19 protein-coding genes are annotated in these 17,186 nt (G+C 63.2%); 9 read left to right on the top strand and 10 right to left on the bottom strand.

Going from position 1 to position 17,186, the window contains the following annotated elements:
* The first annotated feature begins 404 nt into the window (after nt 1–404).
* Entirely contained in the window at nt 405–896 is a 492-nt protein-coding gene (locus J6524_RS29125) for a PRC-barrel domain-containing protein (protein WP_225677068.1), read from the top strand.
* An 82-nt stretch (nt 897–978) separates the two neighbouring features.
* Here the strand turns inward: J6524_RS29125 and J6524_RS29130 are convergent, their stop codons facing one another.
* From J6524_RS29130 to J6524_RS29140, 3 genes are read right to left on the bottom strand one after another with little or no spacing between them, the layout of a single operon-like run.
* The gene (locus tag J6524_RS29130) at nt 979–1,938 is read right to left on the bottom strand and encodes a tripartite tricarboxylate transporter substrate binding protein (RefSeq protein ID WP_225677070.1); all 960 of its coding nucleotides are present in this window, start codon (nt 1,936–1,938) and stop codon (nt 979–981) included.
* A 52-nt stretch (nt 1,939–1,990) separates the two neighbouring features.
* Nucleotides 1,991–2,359 (bottom strand): cupin domain-containing protein, encoded by a 369-nt coding sequence (locus J6524_RS29135; RefSeq protein WP_225677072.1) that lies wholly within the window; start codon nt 2,357–2,359, stop codon nt 1,991–1,993.
* Between the two features lie 34 nt (nt 2,360–2,393).
* Nucleotides 2,394–3,032, bottom strand: a complete 639-nt coding sequence (locus tag J6524_RS29140) for an RraA family protein (protein ID WP_225677074.1) — start codon at nt 3,030–3,032, stop codon at nt 2,394–2,396.
* Nucleotides 3,033–3,696: 664 nt separating this feature from the next.
* Here J6524_RS29140 and J6524_RS29145 point away from each other — a divergent pair.
* A complete protein-coding gene (locus J6524_RS29145; protein ID WP_225677076.1) occupies nt 3,697–4,653 on the top strand; it encodes a helix-turn-helix domain-containing protein in 957 nt (318 codons plus the stop codon).
* Between the two features lie 264 nt (nt 4,654–4,917).
* Nucleotides 4,918–5,547, top strand: a complete 630-nt coding sequence (locus J6524_RS29150; protein WP_225677078.1) for a hypothetical protein — start codon at nt 4,918–4,920, stop codon at nt 5,545–5,547.
* 173 nt (nt 5,548–5,720) lie between these two features.
* Here J6524_RS29150 and J6524_RS29155 read toward each other — a convergent pair whose 3' ends face one another.
* On the bottom strand, nt 5,721–5,915 hold the full coding sequence (locus J6524_RS29155; RefSeq protein ID WP_225677080.1) for a hypothetical protein: 195 nt from the start codon (nt 5,913–5,915) through the stop codon (nt 5,721–5,723).
* 67 nt (nt 5,916–5,982) lie between these two features.
* Nucleotides 5,983–6,987, bottom strand: coding sequence for a 2-dehydropantoate 2-reductase (locus J6524_RS29160; protein ID WP_225677082.1), 1,005 nt, complete (start codon nt 6,985–6,987; stop codon nt 5,983–5,985).
* Between the two features lie 134 nt (nt 6,988–7,121).
* Between J6524_RS29160 and J6524_RS29165 the strand changes: the two genes are divergently transcribed.
* Both J6524_RS29165 and J6524_RS29170 read left to right on the top strand, forming a co-directional pair.
* Entirely contained in the window at nt 7,122–7,712 is a 591-nt protein-coding gene (locus J6524_RS29165; RefSeq protein WP_225677084.1) for a YidB family protein, read from the top strand.
* A 66-nt stretch (nt 7,713–7,778) separates the two neighbouring features.
* Nucleotides 7,779–8,057 (top strand): GlsB/YeaQ/YmgE family stress response membrane protein, encoded by a 279-nt coding sequence (locus J6524_RS29170; RefSeq protein ID WP_225677086.1) that lies wholly within the window; start codon nt 7,779–7,781, stop codon nt 8,055–8,057.
* A 241-nt stretch (nt 8,058–8,298) separates the two neighbouring features.
* On the opposite strand, the gene J6524_RS29175 is transcribed toward J6524_RS29170, so the two are convergent.
* The gene (locus tag J6524_RS29175) at nt 8,299–9,081 is read right to left on the bottom strand and encodes an SDR family NAD(P)-dependent oxidoreductase (protein WP_225677088.1); all 783 of its coding nucleotides are present in this window, start codon (nt 9,079–9,081) and stop codon (nt 8,299–8,301) included.
* Between the two features lie 301 nt (nt 9,082–9,382).
* Here J6524_RS29175 and J6524_RS29180 point away from each other — a divergent pair, with 301 nt between their 5' ends.
* The 3 genes from J6524_RS29180 to J6524_RS29190 are packed head-to-tail and all read left to right on the top strand — an operon-like array spanning nt 9,383 to nt 12,465.
* Nucleotides 9,383–10,450 (top strand): acyl-CoA dehydrogenase family protein, encoded by a 1,068-nt coding sequence (locus tag J6524_RS29180; RefSeq protein WP_225677090.1) that lies wholly within the window; start codon nt 9,383–9,385, stop codon nt 10,448–10,450.
* Nucleotides 10,451–10,486: 36 nt separating this feature from the next.
* Nucleotides 10,487–11,647 (top strand): acyl-CoA dehydrogenase family protein, encoded by a 1,161-nt coding sequence (locus J6524_RS29185; protein ID WP_225677092.1) that lies wholly within the window; start codon nt 10,487–10,489, stop codon nt 11,645–11,647.
* A gap of 17 nt (nt 11,648–11,664) precedes the next feature.
* Nucleotides 11,665–12,465: an enoyl-CoA hydratase/isomerase family protein gene (locus tag J6524_RS29190; protein ID WP_225677094.1), complete on the top strand. Its 801-nt coding sequence runs from the start codon at nt 11,665–11,667 to the stop codon at nt 12,463–12,465.
* 256 nt (nt 12,466–12,721) lie between these two features.
* On the opposite strand, the gene J6524_RS29195 is transcribed toward J6524_RS29190, so the two are convergent.
* The 4 genes from J6524_RS29195 to J6524_RS29210 form a co-directional block, all read right to left on the bottom strand.
* Nucleotides 12,722–13,486 carry a VOC family protein gene (locus tag J6524_RS29195; RefSeq protein ID WP_225677096.1) on the bottom strand — a complete coding sequence of 255 codons (765 nt, stop codon included), beginning with the start codon at nt 13,484–13,486 and terminating at the stop codon, nt 12,722–12,724.
* A gap of 1 nt (nt 13,487) precedes the next feature.
* The gene (locus tag J6524_RS29200) at nt 13,488–14,282 is read right to left on the bottom strand and encodes an enoyl-CoA hydratase (RefSeq protein WP_225677098.1); all 795 of its coding nucleotides are present in this window, start codon (nt 14,280–14,282) and stop codon (nt 13,488–13,490) included.
* A 33-nt stretch (nt 14,283–14,315) separates the two neighbouring features.
* The gene (locus J6524_RS29205; protein ID WP_225677255.1) at nt 14,316–15,482 is read right to left on the bottom strand and encodes an ABC transporter substrate-binding protein; all 1,167 of its coding nucleotides are present in this window, start codon (nt 15,480–15,482) and stop codon (nt 14,316–14,318) included.
* Between the two features lie 325 nt (nt 15,483–15,807).
* On the bottom strand, nt 15,808–16,221 hold the full coding sequence (locus tag J6524_RS29210) for a VOC family protein (protein ID WP_225677100.1): 414 nt from the start codon (nt 16,219–16,221) through the stop codon (nt 15,808–15,810).
* Nucleotides 16,222–16,262: 41 nt separating this feature from the next.
* Here J6524_RS29210 and J6524_RS29215 point away from each other — a divergent pair, with 41 nt between their 5' ends.
* Nucleotides 16,263–17,093, top strand: a complete 831-nt coding sequence (locus tag J6524_RS29215) for a thermonuclease family protein (protein WP_225677102.1) — start codon at nt 16,263–16,265, stop codon at nt 17,091–17,093.
* Nucleotides 17,094–17,186: the final 93 nt, after the last annotated feature.

Raw genomic sequence — 17,186 nt, forward strand, 5'->3', positions numbered from 1 at the left:
GAACCGATCGGGGCGTGCCGGATTGGCGCAATGGCGGCATATGCATCCCCCGCCCGGTGCCGAGCGCAGACGGCAGCAAGCGCCCATGCCGGGAACGGGTTAGATGTCAGCGCGTACCGATGCGTTGGTGTCGCAGCAAGAAACCGGCAAAATAACTGCGTCCATCGTTCCCCGTTGCGGCCGGTTGTCACCCAGCATGGGCTGTCGATTCAACGCAGCCAGGGGGCATCTGTTTCCGAAGGAAGGCGCATCCTGTGTCGCTTCGGAACGCCCAAAAGGCCTGCAGATTGCGCAGGCAGCGTCCGCTTGCCGACTTTCGCCGCAAACTTCATCCGAAACGATGAGGAACATTCGCGCGCGCGTTCAGTTCTACGGAAACCGATCAACCTTTCGAGGAGGATACAATGCAGAAAATGTTAGCAGCGGCTCTCCTGAGTGCCGCCATCTTCAGTGCTCCCGCCTATGCGCAGACCCCGCAGACGGCTCAGCCCGCCGCTCCCGCCGCCTCGCAGGAAAAGATGGACCTCAAGGGCAACTGGCGCGCGTCCAAGCTCATGGGCCTCGACGTCTATAACGACGCCAACGAGAAGCTCGGCGACATCAATGAACTGATCCTGGACAAGAACGGCAAGGTCGCTGCCGTGGTCATCGGGATCGGCGGCTTCCTCGGTATGGGCGAGCACGACATCGCGGTTTCCATGGATAAGCTCAAATTCATGGAGGAGCCGATGCGCACGGCAACGACAACGACCCCGCGCGAGACCACGACCGGCGCGGCCACGACCGGCGCGGCCACTACGACCGCGAACGACTGGACTCCGGATCACGCCGTCATGAGCGGCACCAAGGAGCAGCTCAAGGCGATGCCGCAGTTCAAATATTCGGACTACAACTAAGACGTCCGATATTCTCGGCTGATCAAGGCCCCACCTCGGTGGGGCCTTTTTCATGAGCGGGTCAAGCTGAAGCGCTGTCGAGCTACGCCTTGATGTTGTTCTCGCGCACGACCTGGCCCCAGATGCTGACCTGCTTGGCGAAGAACGTGCCGAACTCCTTGCCGTCGGCGAGCAGAAGCTTCATCTGCTGGGTCTCTTGCAATTGCGAGGCCACGGCCGGTTCGCTCAAGATCTCCTTCACCGATTTCGCCATGCTGGCGATGACGTCCGCCGGCGTGTCCTTGGGCGCGAAAATTCCCCACCACGCCAGCGTCTCGAAATCGGGGAATCCCGCCTCGATCGCGGTCTGAGTGTCTTTCAGCGCCGGCAGCCGCTCGCGGCCCAATTGCAGGATCGGCCGCAGCCTGTTGGTGCCGAGTTGCGCCGTGATCAGCGCCGCCGATCCCACGATCATGTCGACATGGCCGCCGAGCACGTCGTTCATCGCCGGTCCGCCGCCGCGATAGGGCACATGGGTGATCTCAACGCCGGCCTTCTTGCCGAGCACCGTCATTGCGAGATGACCGAGTGTGCCGATGCCGACGGAGGCATATTTCACCGCGCCGGGATTTGCCTTGCAGGCCGCCACCACGTCGGCAAAGGTCTTGTACGGCCGATCGGCATTCGCCGCGACAACGTAAGGCGCGGTGCCGACCAGGAACACCGGCACGAGGTCCTTCTCGACATCCACGCCCGGCTTTTCCAGGATCGAGGGAATGACCGCGTGCGAATCGAACGTCACCAGGAACGTCGCGCCGTCAGGCGCACTCTTGGCGACCTGGATGGCGCCGAGCGAGCCCGCCGCACCCGACTTGTTCTCCACCAGCACCGTGCGGCCAAGCTTCGTCTGCAAGTGAGACTGCAACAACCGCGCCAGCGCATCGGTGGAGCCTCCCGGCGGAAACGGCACCACCAGCGTCATGTTCTTGGCCGGCTGCGCCAGCGCTGGCGCAGCCGCAAATGCGGCGGATGCCGCAAGCAGATTGCGTCTTGTGATTTTCATCACAACTCTCCTCCCATTAGCGCCCGCGATTTTTTGTTTTTGCAGGCTTTGCTTATGTGCCGAAGCCGGACCCGGCTTTCCTGTACTCGGGCCGCGGCGGGCTGAAGATGTCAAGCACGCGGGCGCCTTCCGGTCCAGCCCGCATGGTGTGCGGCACGTTTCCCGGCGTGCGCCAGAAATCGCCCTTCTTGACCGGAATTTCCTCGCCGCCCTGGACGCGGATGGCCGAGCCATCCAGCAGCACGCCCCATTGCTCCTCGGGGTGATGATGCAGCGTGCCTTGCGCGTGCGGCGCCAGCGTCACCACCGAGAGCATCGCCTGCTCGCCGGAGAAGATGCGCGTCGTGACGCCGGCGGCGAGTTCGCGAAACAGGCCATCGGCCGGGTTGTCCAGATTGTGAAATTCGTCCTTCTGACTCATGATTTGATTCCTCCGTCAGCGCTCGTTGCTGGCTTCAGGACTTGCCGTAGCTGCCCTGGTAACGGCCTTCGCGGATCGAGATGATGGTTTGCTGCTCGCGCGCGATCTGGGCGCGGACCGCTTCCAAGAGGCTCGCCGCCACAGCAGTGGGAAACGACACCACGCCGTCTTCGTCACCCACGACTATGTCGCCCGGCGAAATCACCGAGCCGCCGACGGAAACCGGCACGTTGATCTCGCCCGGCCCGCTCTTATAGGGCCCGCGGTGAATGGCGCTGCGCGCAAAGCATGGAAAGTCGGAGGCCGCAAACGAAGCGGCGTCGCGGATGGCGCCATCGATCACATAGCCCGCGGCGCCGCGGTATTCGGCGATGTTCTTCATGATCTCGCCGACCAGGGCCCGCGTCTCGTCGCCGCCACCGTCGACCACGATGACGTCGCCAGGACCGACCAGCTCAAGCGCCCGGTGGATCGCCAGATTATCCCCCGGCCGCGTGCGCACGGTGAAGGCCACGCCGACCAGCTTGCCGCCGCGATGGAAGGGGCGCAGGCCTACCGCCCCCGGCAGGCGGGCAAGATTGTCAGAGATGACGGACGTGGGCGCCCCCCTGAACGCCTCGATCAGATCGGGCGCGGGCTTCGGCACACTTGCCATGGCTGTCGTGATGCTCATGCAGACTGTTTCCCCTCTATCTGGGCCGAACCTTTCGCCATTTCGGCATGGCGCGGCGACTTGAATTGTTCCGTTGCAGCAAAACCAATAGCATTCCGTAGGAACAGCTATAATGGATTTGCAACCCGCGGCGCGGTGCCCAGTACATGCCCGTCTAAACTGTCGGCAATCTCTCCGGTCCGTACCCGGGGTCCACCCCTCTCCCTAACCCTCCCGGCAAGGGGGAAGGAAGCCTTGGCGATGTGCTCACCTCACGCGCATTATGGCTTCTCCCTGCATCACGGCTACTTCTGCACTTTGGCAAGGAGTGAGCGAAACGTCAGCAGCTGTGAGGGACGCACGGCGGAAGGGTTCCCTCTCCCCTTGCGGGAGAGGGTTAGGGAGAGGGGTGCCGCTTGCTCCGCTGCATGACGATCAGCAAGAACAACTCTTTCCACGAACATTGCCGTTGCGCGTGTCTCGTTGATGCACCGTCGAACTCCTTCGCCCATCGTTCGCCCGTGGCGTACCCCTCTCCCCACCCCGCAAGCCGTGTCACCACCAGCCGCAGCGCAATGCAGGCAACAGGAAATCGTGCTTGCCTGGCCACACGTGTTAACATCAGCTTAACCAAACCCGTTCGACGCTAACATCGGATTCGACGCTTCAAGCCAGTCGCCTCGCAATGCCGTTTCAGAACCTTTCGCCTTCGCCGGCGCTCTCGATCGTTCAGTTTTCCGACATCGACGCCTTCCGGCCGGTCGAGTTTGTCGCGGACGCCCGCAGCGTCCCGTTGACCCTTGCGAACTTCCACACCGCGCGCGCGATAGTGCAGTTGCCCCACTGCCAGGTCGCCGTGCTCACCTCGTTTCCCCGCATCGTCGATGTCAGCTACCGCGCCGCGCATGGCGTCGTCATCTTTCAGCTCAAGGACGCCTACGAAGTATCGGTCAACGGCCTGTCCGTGAACCGTCCGACCTTCGTCGGCATGCGCGGCAATGTGGATCTGAAGTTCGTCGAACCCCACGGGTCGCTGCACGCCATCATCACCCTTGGGGCCAGCCTGCGCGACCGTGAATGGTTCGATACGCCGGATGAGTTATGCCCGTTCACGCCGCACGCCGACGACCTGGCGGTGGTTCGATCCGTCACCACCCGCATCCTGCAGACGGCTTCCGCCAGACCGGACCTGTTGCAGGAGCCGAACTCGGCGCTTGCCGTCCAGGAAGGCCTGTTGCTCGCGATCGACGAGATGTTCCGCCGCAGCAGGACGCCGGAATTGACGAACCGGTTTGCCAGCCGGGGCTATTGCCGCCTGGTTCGCATGATCGACGAATATGTCGCCTTTCATCCCGCCGCGGCGATCTACAGCGCTGAGCTCGCCGAACAGTGCGGCGTGTCGGTGAGAACGCTGGGTACAGCGGTGGCAAGTGTCCGCGGCATGAGCCTGCATCGTTATTTGCGACTCAAGCAGCTTTGGTCCGCACGTGCGCAGCTCGTGAAAGGATCCGACGCTGTCACGGTGACGTCGTGCGCCCGCGCCAACGGCTTCCACCACATGGGCGAGTTTGCCAGGCTCTATCGCGCAACGTTCCATGAGACGGCCTCGCGCACGCTGGCCCGCGCCCGAGGCTCTGACTGATTCTTGCCACAATGTGGCGCGCTTATCCGCTCGCTCCGAGACAGCGAAGTTAGATTCGTTGTAACATCTCGCGCGCAGCATCGCTTTGCTCTTGAATTTCTTTCGGATTTCTAAGGGCCTAGCGCTGAGTTCCAGCAGTCACATGTTCGAGGTAAGGTCACAACGCCAGCGGGAACATCGAGCAGTTTCGGGGTGACAGCGCTGCCAAAATGATGACAATCGACTCAGGCAAAGTTCCCTAGATTCGACTGGAGACCTCCGTCCGTGATCGCCTCACGTGCATCTTCATTTGTTGTAGCCACGATCGGCGGGCTGTTCGTGCTCGCGCCGGTGGCTTCGGATGCGCAGTGGTGGCGCAGTGCGCCGTACGACTTCGAATCTTGCGCCGATGTGGCCGAGAAGGCGAAGACCAAGGAAGAAAAGACGACGAAACTCGCCGAATGTAACGCGAAGTTCGCCGGACGCCGCAAGCCGGGCGGTGGGTACACTTATTACGACTTCATGCAGGACCGGACGTTCGATATCGCAGGCCCCAACCCGACTCCGGAAGAGCAGAAGAAGATCGACGAGCAATATACCGCTTATCTCGAACGCGAGCGGCGCAATCACGCCGCAGCGCTGGCGGCAGCCAAGCAGCAACAGGCGGAGCCGCCGGTGCAGGCGATACAGCAGGTTTCGCTGCGCTCCGAGCCGGCCCCTCCTCCGCCGGTCGAAACCGAAAAAGTGCCGATACCGGTGGCAAGCCCACTCAAGCAGGCGGCCCGACTGAGGGCAGCCCATTGCGCCAAGAACCAGTTCTCCTGTGAATGGCCGCGACTTTCTGAAAGCATCAACGAGCTGAAGCGGCTGTTCAATCCGCAGCAGCAGCCAGCGAGCAAGCAGAAGAAGGGCTGACGTTGCCCCCCGTCATTCCCCGCGCAAGCGGGGAATCCAGTATCCACAGAACTAACGTGGATGCAGCACTGCTCCCCAAATCCGCCGATGACTACTTGATGCCCGCCGGGCCTGTCATCCGGCCGGCCGAAGGCCGGACGGGGGTGGCGGGCATGGCGACTGACGCCGTTCAATCAATGCGTGCGCACCCGCTTGACGCGGCGCGACTTGACGATCGGCGCGACAATGGCCCGTGACGCCGCCCGCTGCTCCCTTAGCCTCGCCTCATAGCCCGGCGACGGTGTCACCGTCGGCGGCACGGCGTGAGCCGGGACCGATGCCCATCCGGCAACAGCAACCGCAATCAGCGCCTGATATTTTCGTTTCATTTGTCTCTCCCTCGCGCCCGCTGCAGAATCCCGCAGGACTTCCGGCAGTTCAAGGCGAATGCGCAGCTCAGCCGGCGCGAATCTGCTCCGGCGTTAGGCCGGGCGAGCCCTTGCCCTCACGCTCGGCCTGCCGGGTCAAGTCCACGATCCGGCGCGACAGCGGCGCCTTGAGCCCACGGCGCTCGGCAATCTCGGTGATGACGCCCTGCAGATACTCGATCTCGGTGCGGCGGCCGTGTTTCAAATCTTCCCACATCGACGAGCGCGCCTCGGGATCAATCTTCATCGTCCGCCCCAGCAGCACTTCGAAGACCTGATCCGGCAGGCGCAATAGCGACGGCAGCCATGAGAACGGGATTGGCGTCGGCGAGACCGGCTTGATGCCCTCGGCCTTGATCGCCGCGAGCCCCTCGGTGACCTGGTCGGCGAACAGACGCCGCCATGACCGCACGCTGAGCTGCTGGCGCAGCGGCAGATCGGCGAGCGCATTGAGCGCATTGTTGAGGTTGAGCAGCAGCTTGCCCCATTGCACCCCCTCGATGTTGTCGGTGGTGCGCATCTTGAGGCCCGGCACCGTCAGCTTCTCGGCCGTGCGCGCCTCGTCCCGCTCGATCACAATGTCGCCGGAGGTGGCGCGGTGAAATCGCCCCTCACCGAGCGCGATCACGTTGAAGGGCACCATGCCGCCGAGCACGCGCCGCCCCGGCAGGCGGCTACGCAGCACCGCCGTATTGCCGACGCCGTTTTGCAGGCTGACGATGACGGCATTAGGTGGCGCGTGCTTCGCGATGACATCAGCCATCGCAGCCGTATCCGCGCTTTTGACCGTGACAAGCACGATGCCGACGTCTTCAAAGATGGAAGGATTTTCCGATAATGCGAAGCGATCGCGGGCGATGGTCTGATCAAACCCTTCAAAACTGGTCGGCCGCAGGCCTTTGGCATCTATTTCAGCGATCACGCGCGGACGCGCCAACAGCGCGACGCGGCGGCCGCCGGCCGCCAGAATGCCGCCGACGAAGCAGCCGATGCTGCCCGCCCCAGCAATGCCAATTGCCGGCCCCGAAACCATTCGCTACCCGTCGCGTTGCAACAAGCTTCGATAGCAGAACCGTTAGCCAGTGCCTATCGAAGCATGGCCGGCCGCGACTTGTAACAGTCATGAGCCGCCTTTATGTTCGCACGGGGCTACGGAGGAGATGACCGATGGGTTTACTCGATGTCCTCAACGGCATGATGAACGGCCCGCGCGGGCCAAGCCACCCCAGCGCGCAATCCGAGGGCGGCGGAATGTCGCCCTTGACCATGGCGATCCTCGCGCTGCTTGCCTGGAAAGGCATCAAGCATTTCAGCGGCAACCAGACCGGCTCGGCGCCACAGCCGACGCCCGCGCCTAGCCCCGCACCTGGCAACATGCGCGCCGGCATGCCTGGCGGTGACATGGCCGGCGGCGGCCTCAGCGACATGCTCAAGGGCGGATTGGGCGGCCTGCTCGCGGGCGGTGCGGCCGGCACTATCCTGAGCGGCGGGCTCGGCGACCTCATGAAGCAATTGCAACAGAACGGCCTTGGCGATCAGGCCGACTCCTGGGTGAGCAACGGCCCGAACAAGCAGGTCGCGCCCGGCGATCTCGCGAACGCGCTCGGCGCCGACGAGATCGATCAACTGTCGTCGCAAAGCGGATTGTCGCGCGACGATCTGCTGCAAGGCCTCAGCCAGTTTCTACCCGACGTCGTCAATCATCTGACGCCGGACGGACGACTGCCGAGCGACAGCGAGATGTCGGAACGGATTTGACGCCTCGTCAGCGCGGCGTCTGCCGCGCCGCGCTGCTTCACGATCCACGCATGGAAAGGCACGGAAATGGGCGGCATTATCTGGATTATCGTCGTCGGCTTCGTCGCCGGCATCATCGCGCGCATCCTTTCGCCGGGTCAGAACAACCCCACCGGCTTCATCCTGACCACGGTGCTCGGCATCGCGGGCGCGTTTCTGGCGACCTTCGTCGGTCAGGCGATCGGCCATTACGGGCCCGAACAGGGCGCCGGCTTCATCACCGCCACCATTGGCGCGCTGGTGGTGCTGTTCATCTGGAACAGGCTTGTGGCACGCGGTGTGATATCGGATCCGGGGAATCGATAAGGCGGAGCTGTATCCGCCGTCATTGCGAGTCACCCGGTCGGCGCGTAGCGCCGCCGGATGAAAGGCTCCGCGAAGCAATCCATGGTGCCGCAGGCGAAGTATGGATTGCTTCGTCGCTATCGCTCCTCGCAATGACGGCCACAACTGTAGCCCGGATGAGCGCAGCGATATCCGGGAAAAGTCTCTCCCGCGGATAAGGTCTCCCCGGATGTTGCTGCGCTCATCCGGGCTACATTCATCGTCACAACACCAGATGCATGCCGGCATCCATCCGCACGAACTCGCCCGTCATGTTGCTCGACGCGGGCGAGGCCAGGAAGCACACCAGCTGCGCGATATCTTCCGCCGTGGACGCGACCTTCAGCGGCACCTTCGCCACCACGGCATCGCGCACCGCTTTCGCGCCGGCCTCGCCGCGGCCCTTGGTGAACCAGGGCGTATCGATATAGCCGGGGCACACGGTATTGACGCGGATCAGCGGCGCCAGCGCGCGCGCCAGCGATTGCGTCATGGTATTGAGCGCACCCTTGCTCGCGGCATAGGCGACCGAGGAGCCGCCGCCGGAAATGCCGGCAACCGACGAGACGTTGACCACGGCGGACGGCGTGCCTGATGCCTTTGCGCCGGCCTCGAGCTGCGCGCGCGCCGCGCGGATCATCTGGAACGGGCCGATCGTGTTCACCGCGTAGATGCGTTGGAAATCTTCCGCTGAAAGCCCGTCGAGATCGTGATGCGGTACATGCTTGGTGGTGCCGGCATTGTTGATGAGCACGTCGAGCCGGCCCCAGGGCGCAGCCGCCGCCGCGATCTTCTTGCAGTCTTCATCGCGCGAGACGTCGCCCTGCACCACCACAACTTCGGCGCCGGCGCTGCGGCAGAGATCAGCCGTCACTTCGGCTTCCGCCTTGCTGTTGGAATAGTTGACGACGATCCGCGCACCGCCCTTTGCCAGCAGGCCGGCAGTGGCAGCCCCGAGGCCCGAGGCAGAACCGGTGACTATCGCGCACAAACCATCCTTCGACATCCCGTATTTCCTTCTGTATCTTTTAGCTGGGGTTCGCACCGCCCAAGAGGGTTCAAGGGCGGGCTTCAAGAACAGGCTTCACGCGTACCATATCGCGCGGCCGATGGCGCGCAACTCCGACGAAGTCCACTCTGCGGAATTATCCTTGGTCCGCGATCATCATGCCGCCGTCGCAGGCCGCCCTGCGGACAGCGCTTGTCAGGGGTATGGCTTTTGCCCATCATAAAGCGCAAGAAAAGACCGCAGCCGACCCGGCACTATCAGTTGGGATTGGCATGCCAATTTCAAATCGGGGAACGCTGTGGCGGAGAGTGAGAACATCGTTGCCGAGACCGCGGAGAAAATCTTCGCCGATCTCGCCGACGCCCAGACCATCAATCACGACAAGAAGGGTGAATGGAAAGCGCCGCTCTGGCAGGCGCTGACAGATGCCGGCCTGCCGCTCTCCTGGGTGCCGGAAGATTGCGGCGGCTCCGGCGCTTCGCTTGCCGAAGGGTTCAGCGTCTTGAGCGCCGCCGGGCGGTTTGCGGTCGCAGTCCCCCTCGCCGAAACCATGCTGGCCGGCTGGCTTTTGGCGCAGGCCAAGATCGTCTCGCCCGGCGGCGAGATGACGGTGGTGCCGGCAACCCCGAAGGACCGGATTACCGTCAACGCCGATGGCAGCCTGTCGGGCCGGGCGCGCGGCGTGCCTTTCGCCAAGGTCGCAAAGCACTTTGCCGTGCTCGCCAGCGATGCAAAGGGCAGCTTCTCCATCGCACTGGTCGATGCCGGCAAATGCCGGATCGAGAGCGGCCTCAATCTCGGCGGCGACCATTCGGATGTGGTGACGCTGGACCACGTGCAGCCGGTTGCGATCAAGCCGGCGCCGCCGGGCTTCGACCAGACGCGGCTCATGCTGATGGGCGGCGTCGCGAGATCGCTGCAGATCGCGGGCGCGCTGGAATCGATGCTGGAAATTTCCGTCCGCTATTCCAACGAACGCGTCGCCTTCGAAAAGAAGATTTCGAAATTTCAGGCAGTGCAGCACAATCTGGCGCGGCTCGCCGGCGAGTCGGCCGCCGCGCTCGCAGCGGCCACCTCGGCCGCGGACGCTATCGCCAATGCGACCTCGTTCAACGACGAAATGTTTCTCGAAGCGGTGGCGGCCAAGATCCGCTGCGCGGAAGCGGCGGAGAAAGGTGGCGCCATCGCCCATCAGGTGCATGGCGCGATCGGCTTTACGATCGAGCACATCCTGCATCGCTACTCGCTGCGTGGGCTCGCCTGGCGCGACGATTTCGGCTCCGAAAGCTACTGGGCCGTCGAGCTCGGCAAGCTCGTTTGTAGCAGAGGCGCCGATGAATTGTGGCCGCTGGTTGCCTCGCGCTGACACCAATACCGTTTTGCTGAGAAGTCGAGACCAATAATGACCGCAGCCCTCCGTTTCGATCCGATCCGCCTGCCGCCCGAATGCGAGCAGTTGCGCAAGGAAGTCCGCGCCTTCCTCGCCGAAGAAATCGCCGCCGGCACGTTCGATCCGCATAAGCCGAACCGCGAAGATACCGACGTGCCGGAGTTCTCCCGCAAGGTCGGCGAGCGCGGCTGGCTCGGCATGACCTGGCCGAAGAAGTATGGCGGCCACGAGCGCTCATTCCTCGAGCGCTACGTGGTAACAGAGGAAATGCGCGTCGCGAACGCGCCGACGCGGCGCTTCTTCGTCGCCGACCGCCAGAGCGGCCCGGTGCTTCTGAAATACGCGCCCGAGCACATCAAGATGGAGATCCTGCCGCGCATCTGCAAAGGCGAGCTCTGCTTTGCCATCGGCATGAGCGAGCCGAATTCCGGCTCCGATCTGTTCGCGGCGAAGACCCGCGCGACCAAGACCGATGGCGGCTATCTGATCAACGGCACCAAGATCTGGACCTCTTCGGCGCATATCGCCGACTACATGATCGCGATCTTCCGGACCTCACCGCCGACGAAGGAGAACCGCCGCCATGGCCTGACTCAGTTCCTGGTCAAGATGAAGCAGCCGGGCATCCAGGTAAACCCGATCGGCCAGATCACCGGGCAGTATGAGTTCAACGAGGTTGTGTTCACCGATCACTTCATTCCCGACGATCACGTGCTCGGCGAGATCGACGGCGCCTGGAAGCAGGCAACGAGCGAACTCGCCTATGAACGAAGCGGCCCCGAGCGCTTCCTCGAAACGTACTACGTCCTGACCGAGCTGGTCCGCGCCGTCGGCAACAATCCGGATACCCGCAGCGCGGAGGGCATCGGCCGCCTAGTGGCGCAGGTCCACACTATGCGGCGCATGTCGGTGTCGGTGGCGGGCATGCTGCAGGCCGGCAAGGAGCCGGTGGTCGAAGCCTCCATCGTCAAGGACATCGGCACGATCTGGGAGCAGCAACTGCCGCATCGCGTGCGCGAGCTTGCTGCGTTTGTCGAGGAAACCGCGACTAACCGCGAGACGCTGGAAAAGCAGCTCGACTTCGCGATCAAGACCGCGCCGAAACTGACGATCCAGGGCGGCACTACGGAAGTGCTGCGCGGCATCATCGCCCGCGGGCTCGGTCTGCGCTAATTCAACGAGGAAACCTGATGACCAAATACACTGATATCGGCGTCGAGAAGCACGGCCACGTCGGCCTGATCGAAATCCGCAAACCGCCGCTGAACTTCTTTGACGTCTCGCTGATCAACCAGATTGCGGATGCGCTGGAAGAGTTCGACAACGATGTCGAAATCCGAGCTTCCGTGCTGGCCGCGCAAGGCAAGGCGTTCTGCGCCGGCGCCGATTTTTCCGATCCGAAGCGGCAGGAGCAGGAAGTACAGGCGCAGACGGACCCGGCGGCGAATTTGCCGATCAACCATCTCTATGTTCAGGCCGTGCGCATCTTCCGCAACAAGAAGCCGATCGTCGCGGCTGTCCATGGCGCCGCCATCGGCGGTGGCCTCGGCCTTGCCGTGTCCGCCGACTTCCGCGTCACCTGCCCCGAGGCGCGCTTCTCGGCCAATTTCACCAAGCTCGGCTTCCATCCGGGTTTTGGCCTGACCGCCACGCTTCCCGAACTGGTCGGCAGGAACAATGCGGAGCTGATCTTCTACACCAGCCGCCGCATCACCGGCGAAGACGCCACCAAAATGGGGCTGGCCAATATCTGCGTGCCGCAGGACCAGGTCCGCAGCGAGGCGATGAAGCTTGCGCAGGAGATTGCCGAATGCTCCCCGCTCGGCCTGATCTCGACCCGCGCCACCATGCGCGCCGGCCTCGCCGACCGCGTCATGGCCGCAACCAACCACGAGCTCGCCGAGCAGACCAAGCTGCGCGCGACAGAGGATTTCAAGGAAGGCGTGAAGGCGACGGCGGAGCGACGAGTGGCGAATTTCAAGGGACGGTAACGCAAGCGCGCGGCCCTCTCACCGCGACGTCCCGACCTTCAGCCAAGAACACTGGCGGCAGGGTTCCCTCCCCCCTTGCGGGGAAGGGTTAGGGAGAGGGGTGCCACTTGCTCGACTGCTGATTGATCGCAAGGATTTTTGGCACAGATTGCTTGGCACGAGTTCACGCAGCCTCTTCCGAATGAGTGTGCGGCGTACCCCTCTCCCCAAGCCTTACTAGCGTGCTCACCTAACGATGAATTGCGCCGCGCGGCGCTCACGCCACCAGCTTGAACGTCACGCCACAGAGATCGAAGCTGTCGCCTGACATCCTGCAGCCCTTCGCCTTTGCGGCCTCACGCACCTTGGCGATATCGGCGACCTTGAACGTTAGTCCGCTCATCAAATCGCTGGTGCCGCCCACAAAGCGGAAGCTCGCATTGGGCAGCTTCAATTCAGGCGCACCTCCTGCACCCTTGCTGACGGGCACCTGCAAAATCCTCCCCCAATGCTCGGCCAGCCCTTGCGGGTCCGGGCTCTGCATCTCGACTTCCGTCAAGGCCAGCGTCACGTCGTTGCGGATCGCCTTCTGCCAGTCCGGGCCCGCCGGCGGATAGGGCCCGAGCACGTCGTCGCTGCCGTCAGTGTGGTTGAACTCGATGAAGGCGGCGCGGCAATCGCGCGGGTGCAGTTGCACGCCATGGTAAGGCGCGTGCGTGATCACATTCGCCGTACGCACGCCCATCCCGTTCGCATGCTTGCCGCGCGCGTCGGGATCGTCGCAGCAGAAGATCGCCATGTAGCCGCCGCGGCCGCCGGTCTTGTCGAGAAAACGTCCCGCCGCAGTGCCCGGCTGGAACGGCGCCACCACCTCCAGCAAAATGGTGTCGACTGGCAGCAGCGCGTTCTCCAGGCCGTACTTTGCGACGTTGCTGTCGCGGAAGCAGACGTTGAGGCCCATGATCGCGGAAATGTCCGAGATCACGGGCTCGAGATGCGGCGCCACCAGGCAGATCTGCCGCAGCCTGAGATACTCCGCCATATCAATGCCCCTGGAAGATCGGCTTGCGCTTCTCGACAAACGCCTTCGCCGCTTCCTTATGGTCGGCGGTGTCGCCTGAGCGCGAGTGGTGGATGGCTTCGGCGTCGAAGCAGGCTTCCAGCGACATCGTCTCGGCGTTGTTGATATTGCGCTTGATGTAGCCCAGCGTCACCGATGGCCCCTGCGCCAGCGACATTGCGAGATCGCGCGCCTCGGCGTCGATCTCGGCGTCCGGCACCACCTTTGTTACCATGCCGAGATTGTAGGCCTCCGTCGCGCTCAGCACTGGAGAAGTCAGATAGAGCTCGCGCGCCTTCGCGCTGCCGAGCATCTGGGTGAGGAAATAGGTGCCGCCGTAATCGCCCGAGAGTCCAACCTTGGCAAAGGCGGTCGTGATCTTGCAGGAGGCGCTGGCGACGCGCAGATCGCAGGACAGCGCGATCGAGAGACCGGCGCCGGCCGCCGCGCCATCGAGCTGCGCCACCACGGGTTTTGGCATCTGGTGCAGGATGCGCGAGACTTCCATGCCGCGGCGCAAGTTGGCCATCTTGGCTTCAAAACCGAGCGGCGCCCGCCCCTCCGCCATCGACTTGACGTCACCGCCGACGCAGAACGTGCCGCCGGCGCCCTTGATCAGCACCGCGCGCACCTCGTGATCCTCGGCCGCGCGCCGCGCCGCCTCCACCAGCCCGCGCGTCATGTCCGGGTTGAGCGCGTTGCGCCGCTCGGGGCGGTTCATGGTGATGGTGAGCAAGCCCTGTTCGAATTTCTGGAGGACCATTTCGTTTGCGCTCATGTGTCGTACTTTCGTTGTTGTTGATTTGAGCCGTCACTTCTTCACCAGCGGGCAGCGCGAGGCCTCCAGCGGCTGGAATGCCTCGTTGCCGGGAATCGTCGCCAGCAGCTTGTAATAATCCCAGCGCCCCTTCGACTCCGACGGCTTCTTCACCTCGAACAGATACATGTCGTGCACCATGCGGCCGTCGTCGCGGATCTTGCCGTTCTTGGCGAACATGTCGTTGATCGGCGTCTCCTTCATCATCTTCATCACCGCGGCAGCATCCGTCGTGTTCGCGGCTTTCACGGCTTTCAGATAATGCAGCACGGACGAATAGACGCTGGCCTGCGCGGCGGTCGGCGGCCGCTTGACGCGCTCCTGGAAGCGTTTTGAGAACGCGCGGGTCTCATCGTTGAGGTCCCAGTAGAACGCTTCCGCCAGCAGAAGACCCTGCGCGGTCTCCAGCCCGACGCTGTCGATGTCGGTGACAAAGGCAAGCAGCGGCGAGAGTTTCTGCCCGCCGCTCTTGGTCAGCCCGAACTCCGCCGCCTGCTTGATCGCATTGATGGTGTCGCCGCCGGCATTGGCGAGGCCCACGACCTTCGCCTTCGAGCTCTGCGCCTGCAGCAGGAACGAGGAGAAGTCAGACGTATTGAGCGGATGCTTGACGCTGCCGAGCACCTTGCCGCCGGCCTTCACCACCACATTGGTGGTGTCCTTTTCCAAGTCCTGACCGAAGGCATAGTCAGCGGTGAGGAAGAACCACGTCTCGAAGCCGGATTTGACAGTGGCGAGCCCGGTGACGTTGGCCTGCGCAAACGTGTCGTAAGAGTAATGCACGGTGTAGGGACCGCAGGCCTCGTTGCTGAGGCGGATCGAGGCCGGGCCGCTATACATCACGATCTTGTTGCGCGCCTTCGCGATCTCGCCGGCGGCAAGTGCGGTGGCGGACGCGGCGACGTCGTACAGCATCTCGACGCCCTGATTATCGAGCATGTCGCGCGCAATGCTGGCGGCAAGGTCGGCCTTGTTGAGATGATCCGCCGCGACGATCTCGACCTTGCGGCCCAGCACCTCGCCGCCAAAATCCTCCACCGCCATCTTCGCGGCGGTCTCCGAGCCCGGCCCGGTGATATCAGCGTAGAGGCCCGACATGTCGAGAATGCCGCCGATCTTGAGCGGCGGCTTGCCTTGCGCCAATGCCGCACTCGCCGACATCGCCAACGCCACCGCGACAATGCTTGCTGTTGCTCTCTTCACGGAGTCCTCCCCTGCTCGCGCCGCATTGCCTGCGGCTTTGAAATTTCGGCGCGATCATGCCGCATGGCATCTGCGGCAGCAAGGCAGAGAGGAAGACGGAGTGTCGGCGTGATTTCCCGCTAAGCGGAATGATCTTTGTGGACTCAAGTAGATGGGGTAACGGGCCCCGAGGCCTCCCAAGCCAGCCGCGCTAGCTACGGCGCAATGTGGTAGCGCGCGTCGCGCGGCTGGCTTGGGAGGCCTCGGGGCCCGTTACCCCATCTACGAAGCGCCGCTGCTCCACTTAGGCCAACAACCCCTTTCCCGGCACATGATTGAGCTCGAGCCTGATGCCGTCGGGATCCTCGAACAAAATCGAATAATATCCCGGCGCCCATTGGTCCTCGCGCGGCGCGCGGATGATTTTGGCGCATAACGTCTGCAGGAAGGCATGCAGCTCGTCGACATCGGCACGCTCGCGAGCGCGGAAGCAGAGGTGATGCAGGCCGACGCGCTTCTGCTCGAACGCGGCGCCTTCGTACTCGACTGACGGCGCGCTGATGCCGACCGCGGTGCGGCCGCCAACGCAGTAATAGGTGGTCTCGGTATCGATCACCGGCTTGAGGCCGAGAAACGGCAGCAGCTTGTGATAAAAATCGCGGGAGCGTTCGAAATTCGAGGCAGTCAGAAAAATATGGGCGATGCCGTTGACTTCCATTGTCTCCCCCTGCGTAGCAATCTAAGGTAGTGGAACGGCTATTGATCAAGCATACAGGAATGGCGGGGCCGGTGAGCAGCGTTATAGTGCGTCCGATATTGCGTGGCTGCGCTTCGCTTCCGGCATGCGCCGCATCACTTTTCGCGCTGGCGTGCATTGGCAGTGCCGACGCTGCCGATTGCGTACTGGAGCGGCAGGGCGAAGGCCGCGTCGCCACTGTCGTCGATGCGCGCAGCTTTCGCCTCGAAGACGGCCGCGAAATCCGCCTCGCCGGCATCGAGCGAACTGGAACCGACAGGACCGGCGGCAGAGCCGCATTGTCGGCTATCGTCGCCGGCCGCGAAGTAACGCTGCACGGGGAGGATGATTCGCCGGACCGCTACGGCCGCCAATCGGCCTTCGTGTTCGTGGCGGGCTCGGAACTCTCGGTACAAATGGAACTGCTGCGCCGCGGCGAAGCGCTGATTTCGAGCGATATAGCCGAGAAAAATTGCGCTGCTGCACTGGCTGCCGCCGAACGCACGGCACGCGACGCCAAATTGGGCATCTGGGCGGAAACCTCGGCCATAAAAAACACCGAAAGTCCGGGCGATATTCTGGCCGCGATTGGGCAGTTCACGGTGGTTGAGGGTAGAGTACTGTCCGTTCGACAAGCGGGGGCAATCACTTACCTGAATTTCGGGCGGAACTGGACACAGGACTTTGCTGCGACTATTCCAAGGCGCATCATTCCGGCGTTCGAGAACGCCGGCCTTCGTCCTAAGTTGTTCGAAAATCGGAGGATTCGTGTCCGCGGTGTTGTCTCTTCGCGGGGCGGACCGCGGATTGAAGTGCTCAGGGTGGGGCAGATAGAGGTGCTGGGCGGGAACTAGCGCGTGATCCGAAGACTGGGCACCGGTTTTCGCTTAGGATCGTGCGCGAAACAGGGATGAGATCACTGTTCCGGGTCGGATCGTGATCTTAGT

It is taken from the genome of Bradyrhizobium hereditatis, assembly GCF_020329435.1.
Taxonomy (GTDB): Bacteria; Pseudomonadota; Alphaproteobacteria; order Rhizobiales; family Xanthobacteraceae; genus Bradyrhizobium; species Bradyrhizobium hereditatis.

Coding starts and splice junctions, on each gene's coding strand:
- J6524_RS29125 (WP_225677068.1), top strand. CDS start 405: ATGCAGAAAATGTTAGCAGCGGCTCTCCTGAGTGCCGCCATCTTCAGT.
- J6524_RS29130 (WP_225677070.1), bottom strand. CDS start 1,938: ATGAAAATCACAAGACGCAATCTGCTTGCGGCATCCGCCGCATTTGCG.
- J6524_RS29135 (WP_225677072.1), bottom strand. CDS start 2,359: ATGAGTCAGAAGGACGAATTTCACAATCTGGACAACCCGGCCGATGGC.
- J6524_RS29140 (WP_225677074.1), bottom strand. CDS start 3,032: ATGAGCATCACGACAGCCATGGCAAGTGTGCCGAAGCCCGCGCCCGAT.
- J6524_RS29145 (WP_225677076.1), top strand. CDS start 3,697: ATGCCGTTTCAGAACCTTTCGCCTTCGCCGGCGCTCTCGATCGTTCAG.
- J6524_RS29155 (WP_225677080.1), bottom strand. CDS start 5,915: ATGAAACGAAAATATCAGGCGCTGATTGCGGTTGCTGTTGCCGGATGG.
- J6524_RS29160 (WP_225677082.1), bottom strand. CDS start 6,987: ATGGTTTCGGGGCCGGCAATTGGCATTGCTGGGGCGGGCAGCATCGGC.
- J6524_RS29165 (WP_225677084.1), top strand. CDS start 7,122: ATGGGTTTACTCGATGTCCTCAACGGCATGATGAACGGCCCGCGCGGG.
- J6524_RS29170 (WP_225677086.1), top strand. CDS start 7,779: ATGGGCGGCATTATCTGGATTATCGTCGTCGGCTTCGTCGCCGGCATC.
- J6524_RS29175 (WP_225677088.1), bottom strand. CDS start 9,081: ATGTCGAAGGATGGTTTGTGCGCGATAGTCACCGGTTCTGCCTCGGGC.
- J6524_RS29185 (WP_225677092.1), top strand. CDS start 10,487: ATGACCGCAGCCCTCCGTTTCGATCCGATCCGCCTGCCGCCCGAATGC.
- J6524_RS29190 (WP_225677094.1), top strand. CDS start 11,665: ATGACCAAATACACTGATATCGGCGTCGAGAAGCACGGCCACGTCGGC.
- J6524_RS29195 (WP_225677096.1), bottom strand. CDS start 13,486: ATGGCGGAGTATCTCAGGCTGCGGCAGATCTGCCTGGTGGCGCCGCAT.
- J6524_RS29200 (WP_225677098.1), bottom strand. CDS start 14,282: ATGAGCGCAAACGAAATGGTCCTCCAGAAATTCGAACAGGGCTTGCTC.
- J6524_RS29205 (WP_225677255.1), bottom strand. CDS start 15,482: ATGTCGGCGAGTGCGGCATTGGCGCAAGGCAAGCCGCCGCTCAAGATC.
- J6524_RS29210 (WP_225677100.1), bottom strand. CDS start 16,221: ATGGAAGTCAACGGCATCGCCCATATTTTTCTGACTGCCTCGAATTTC.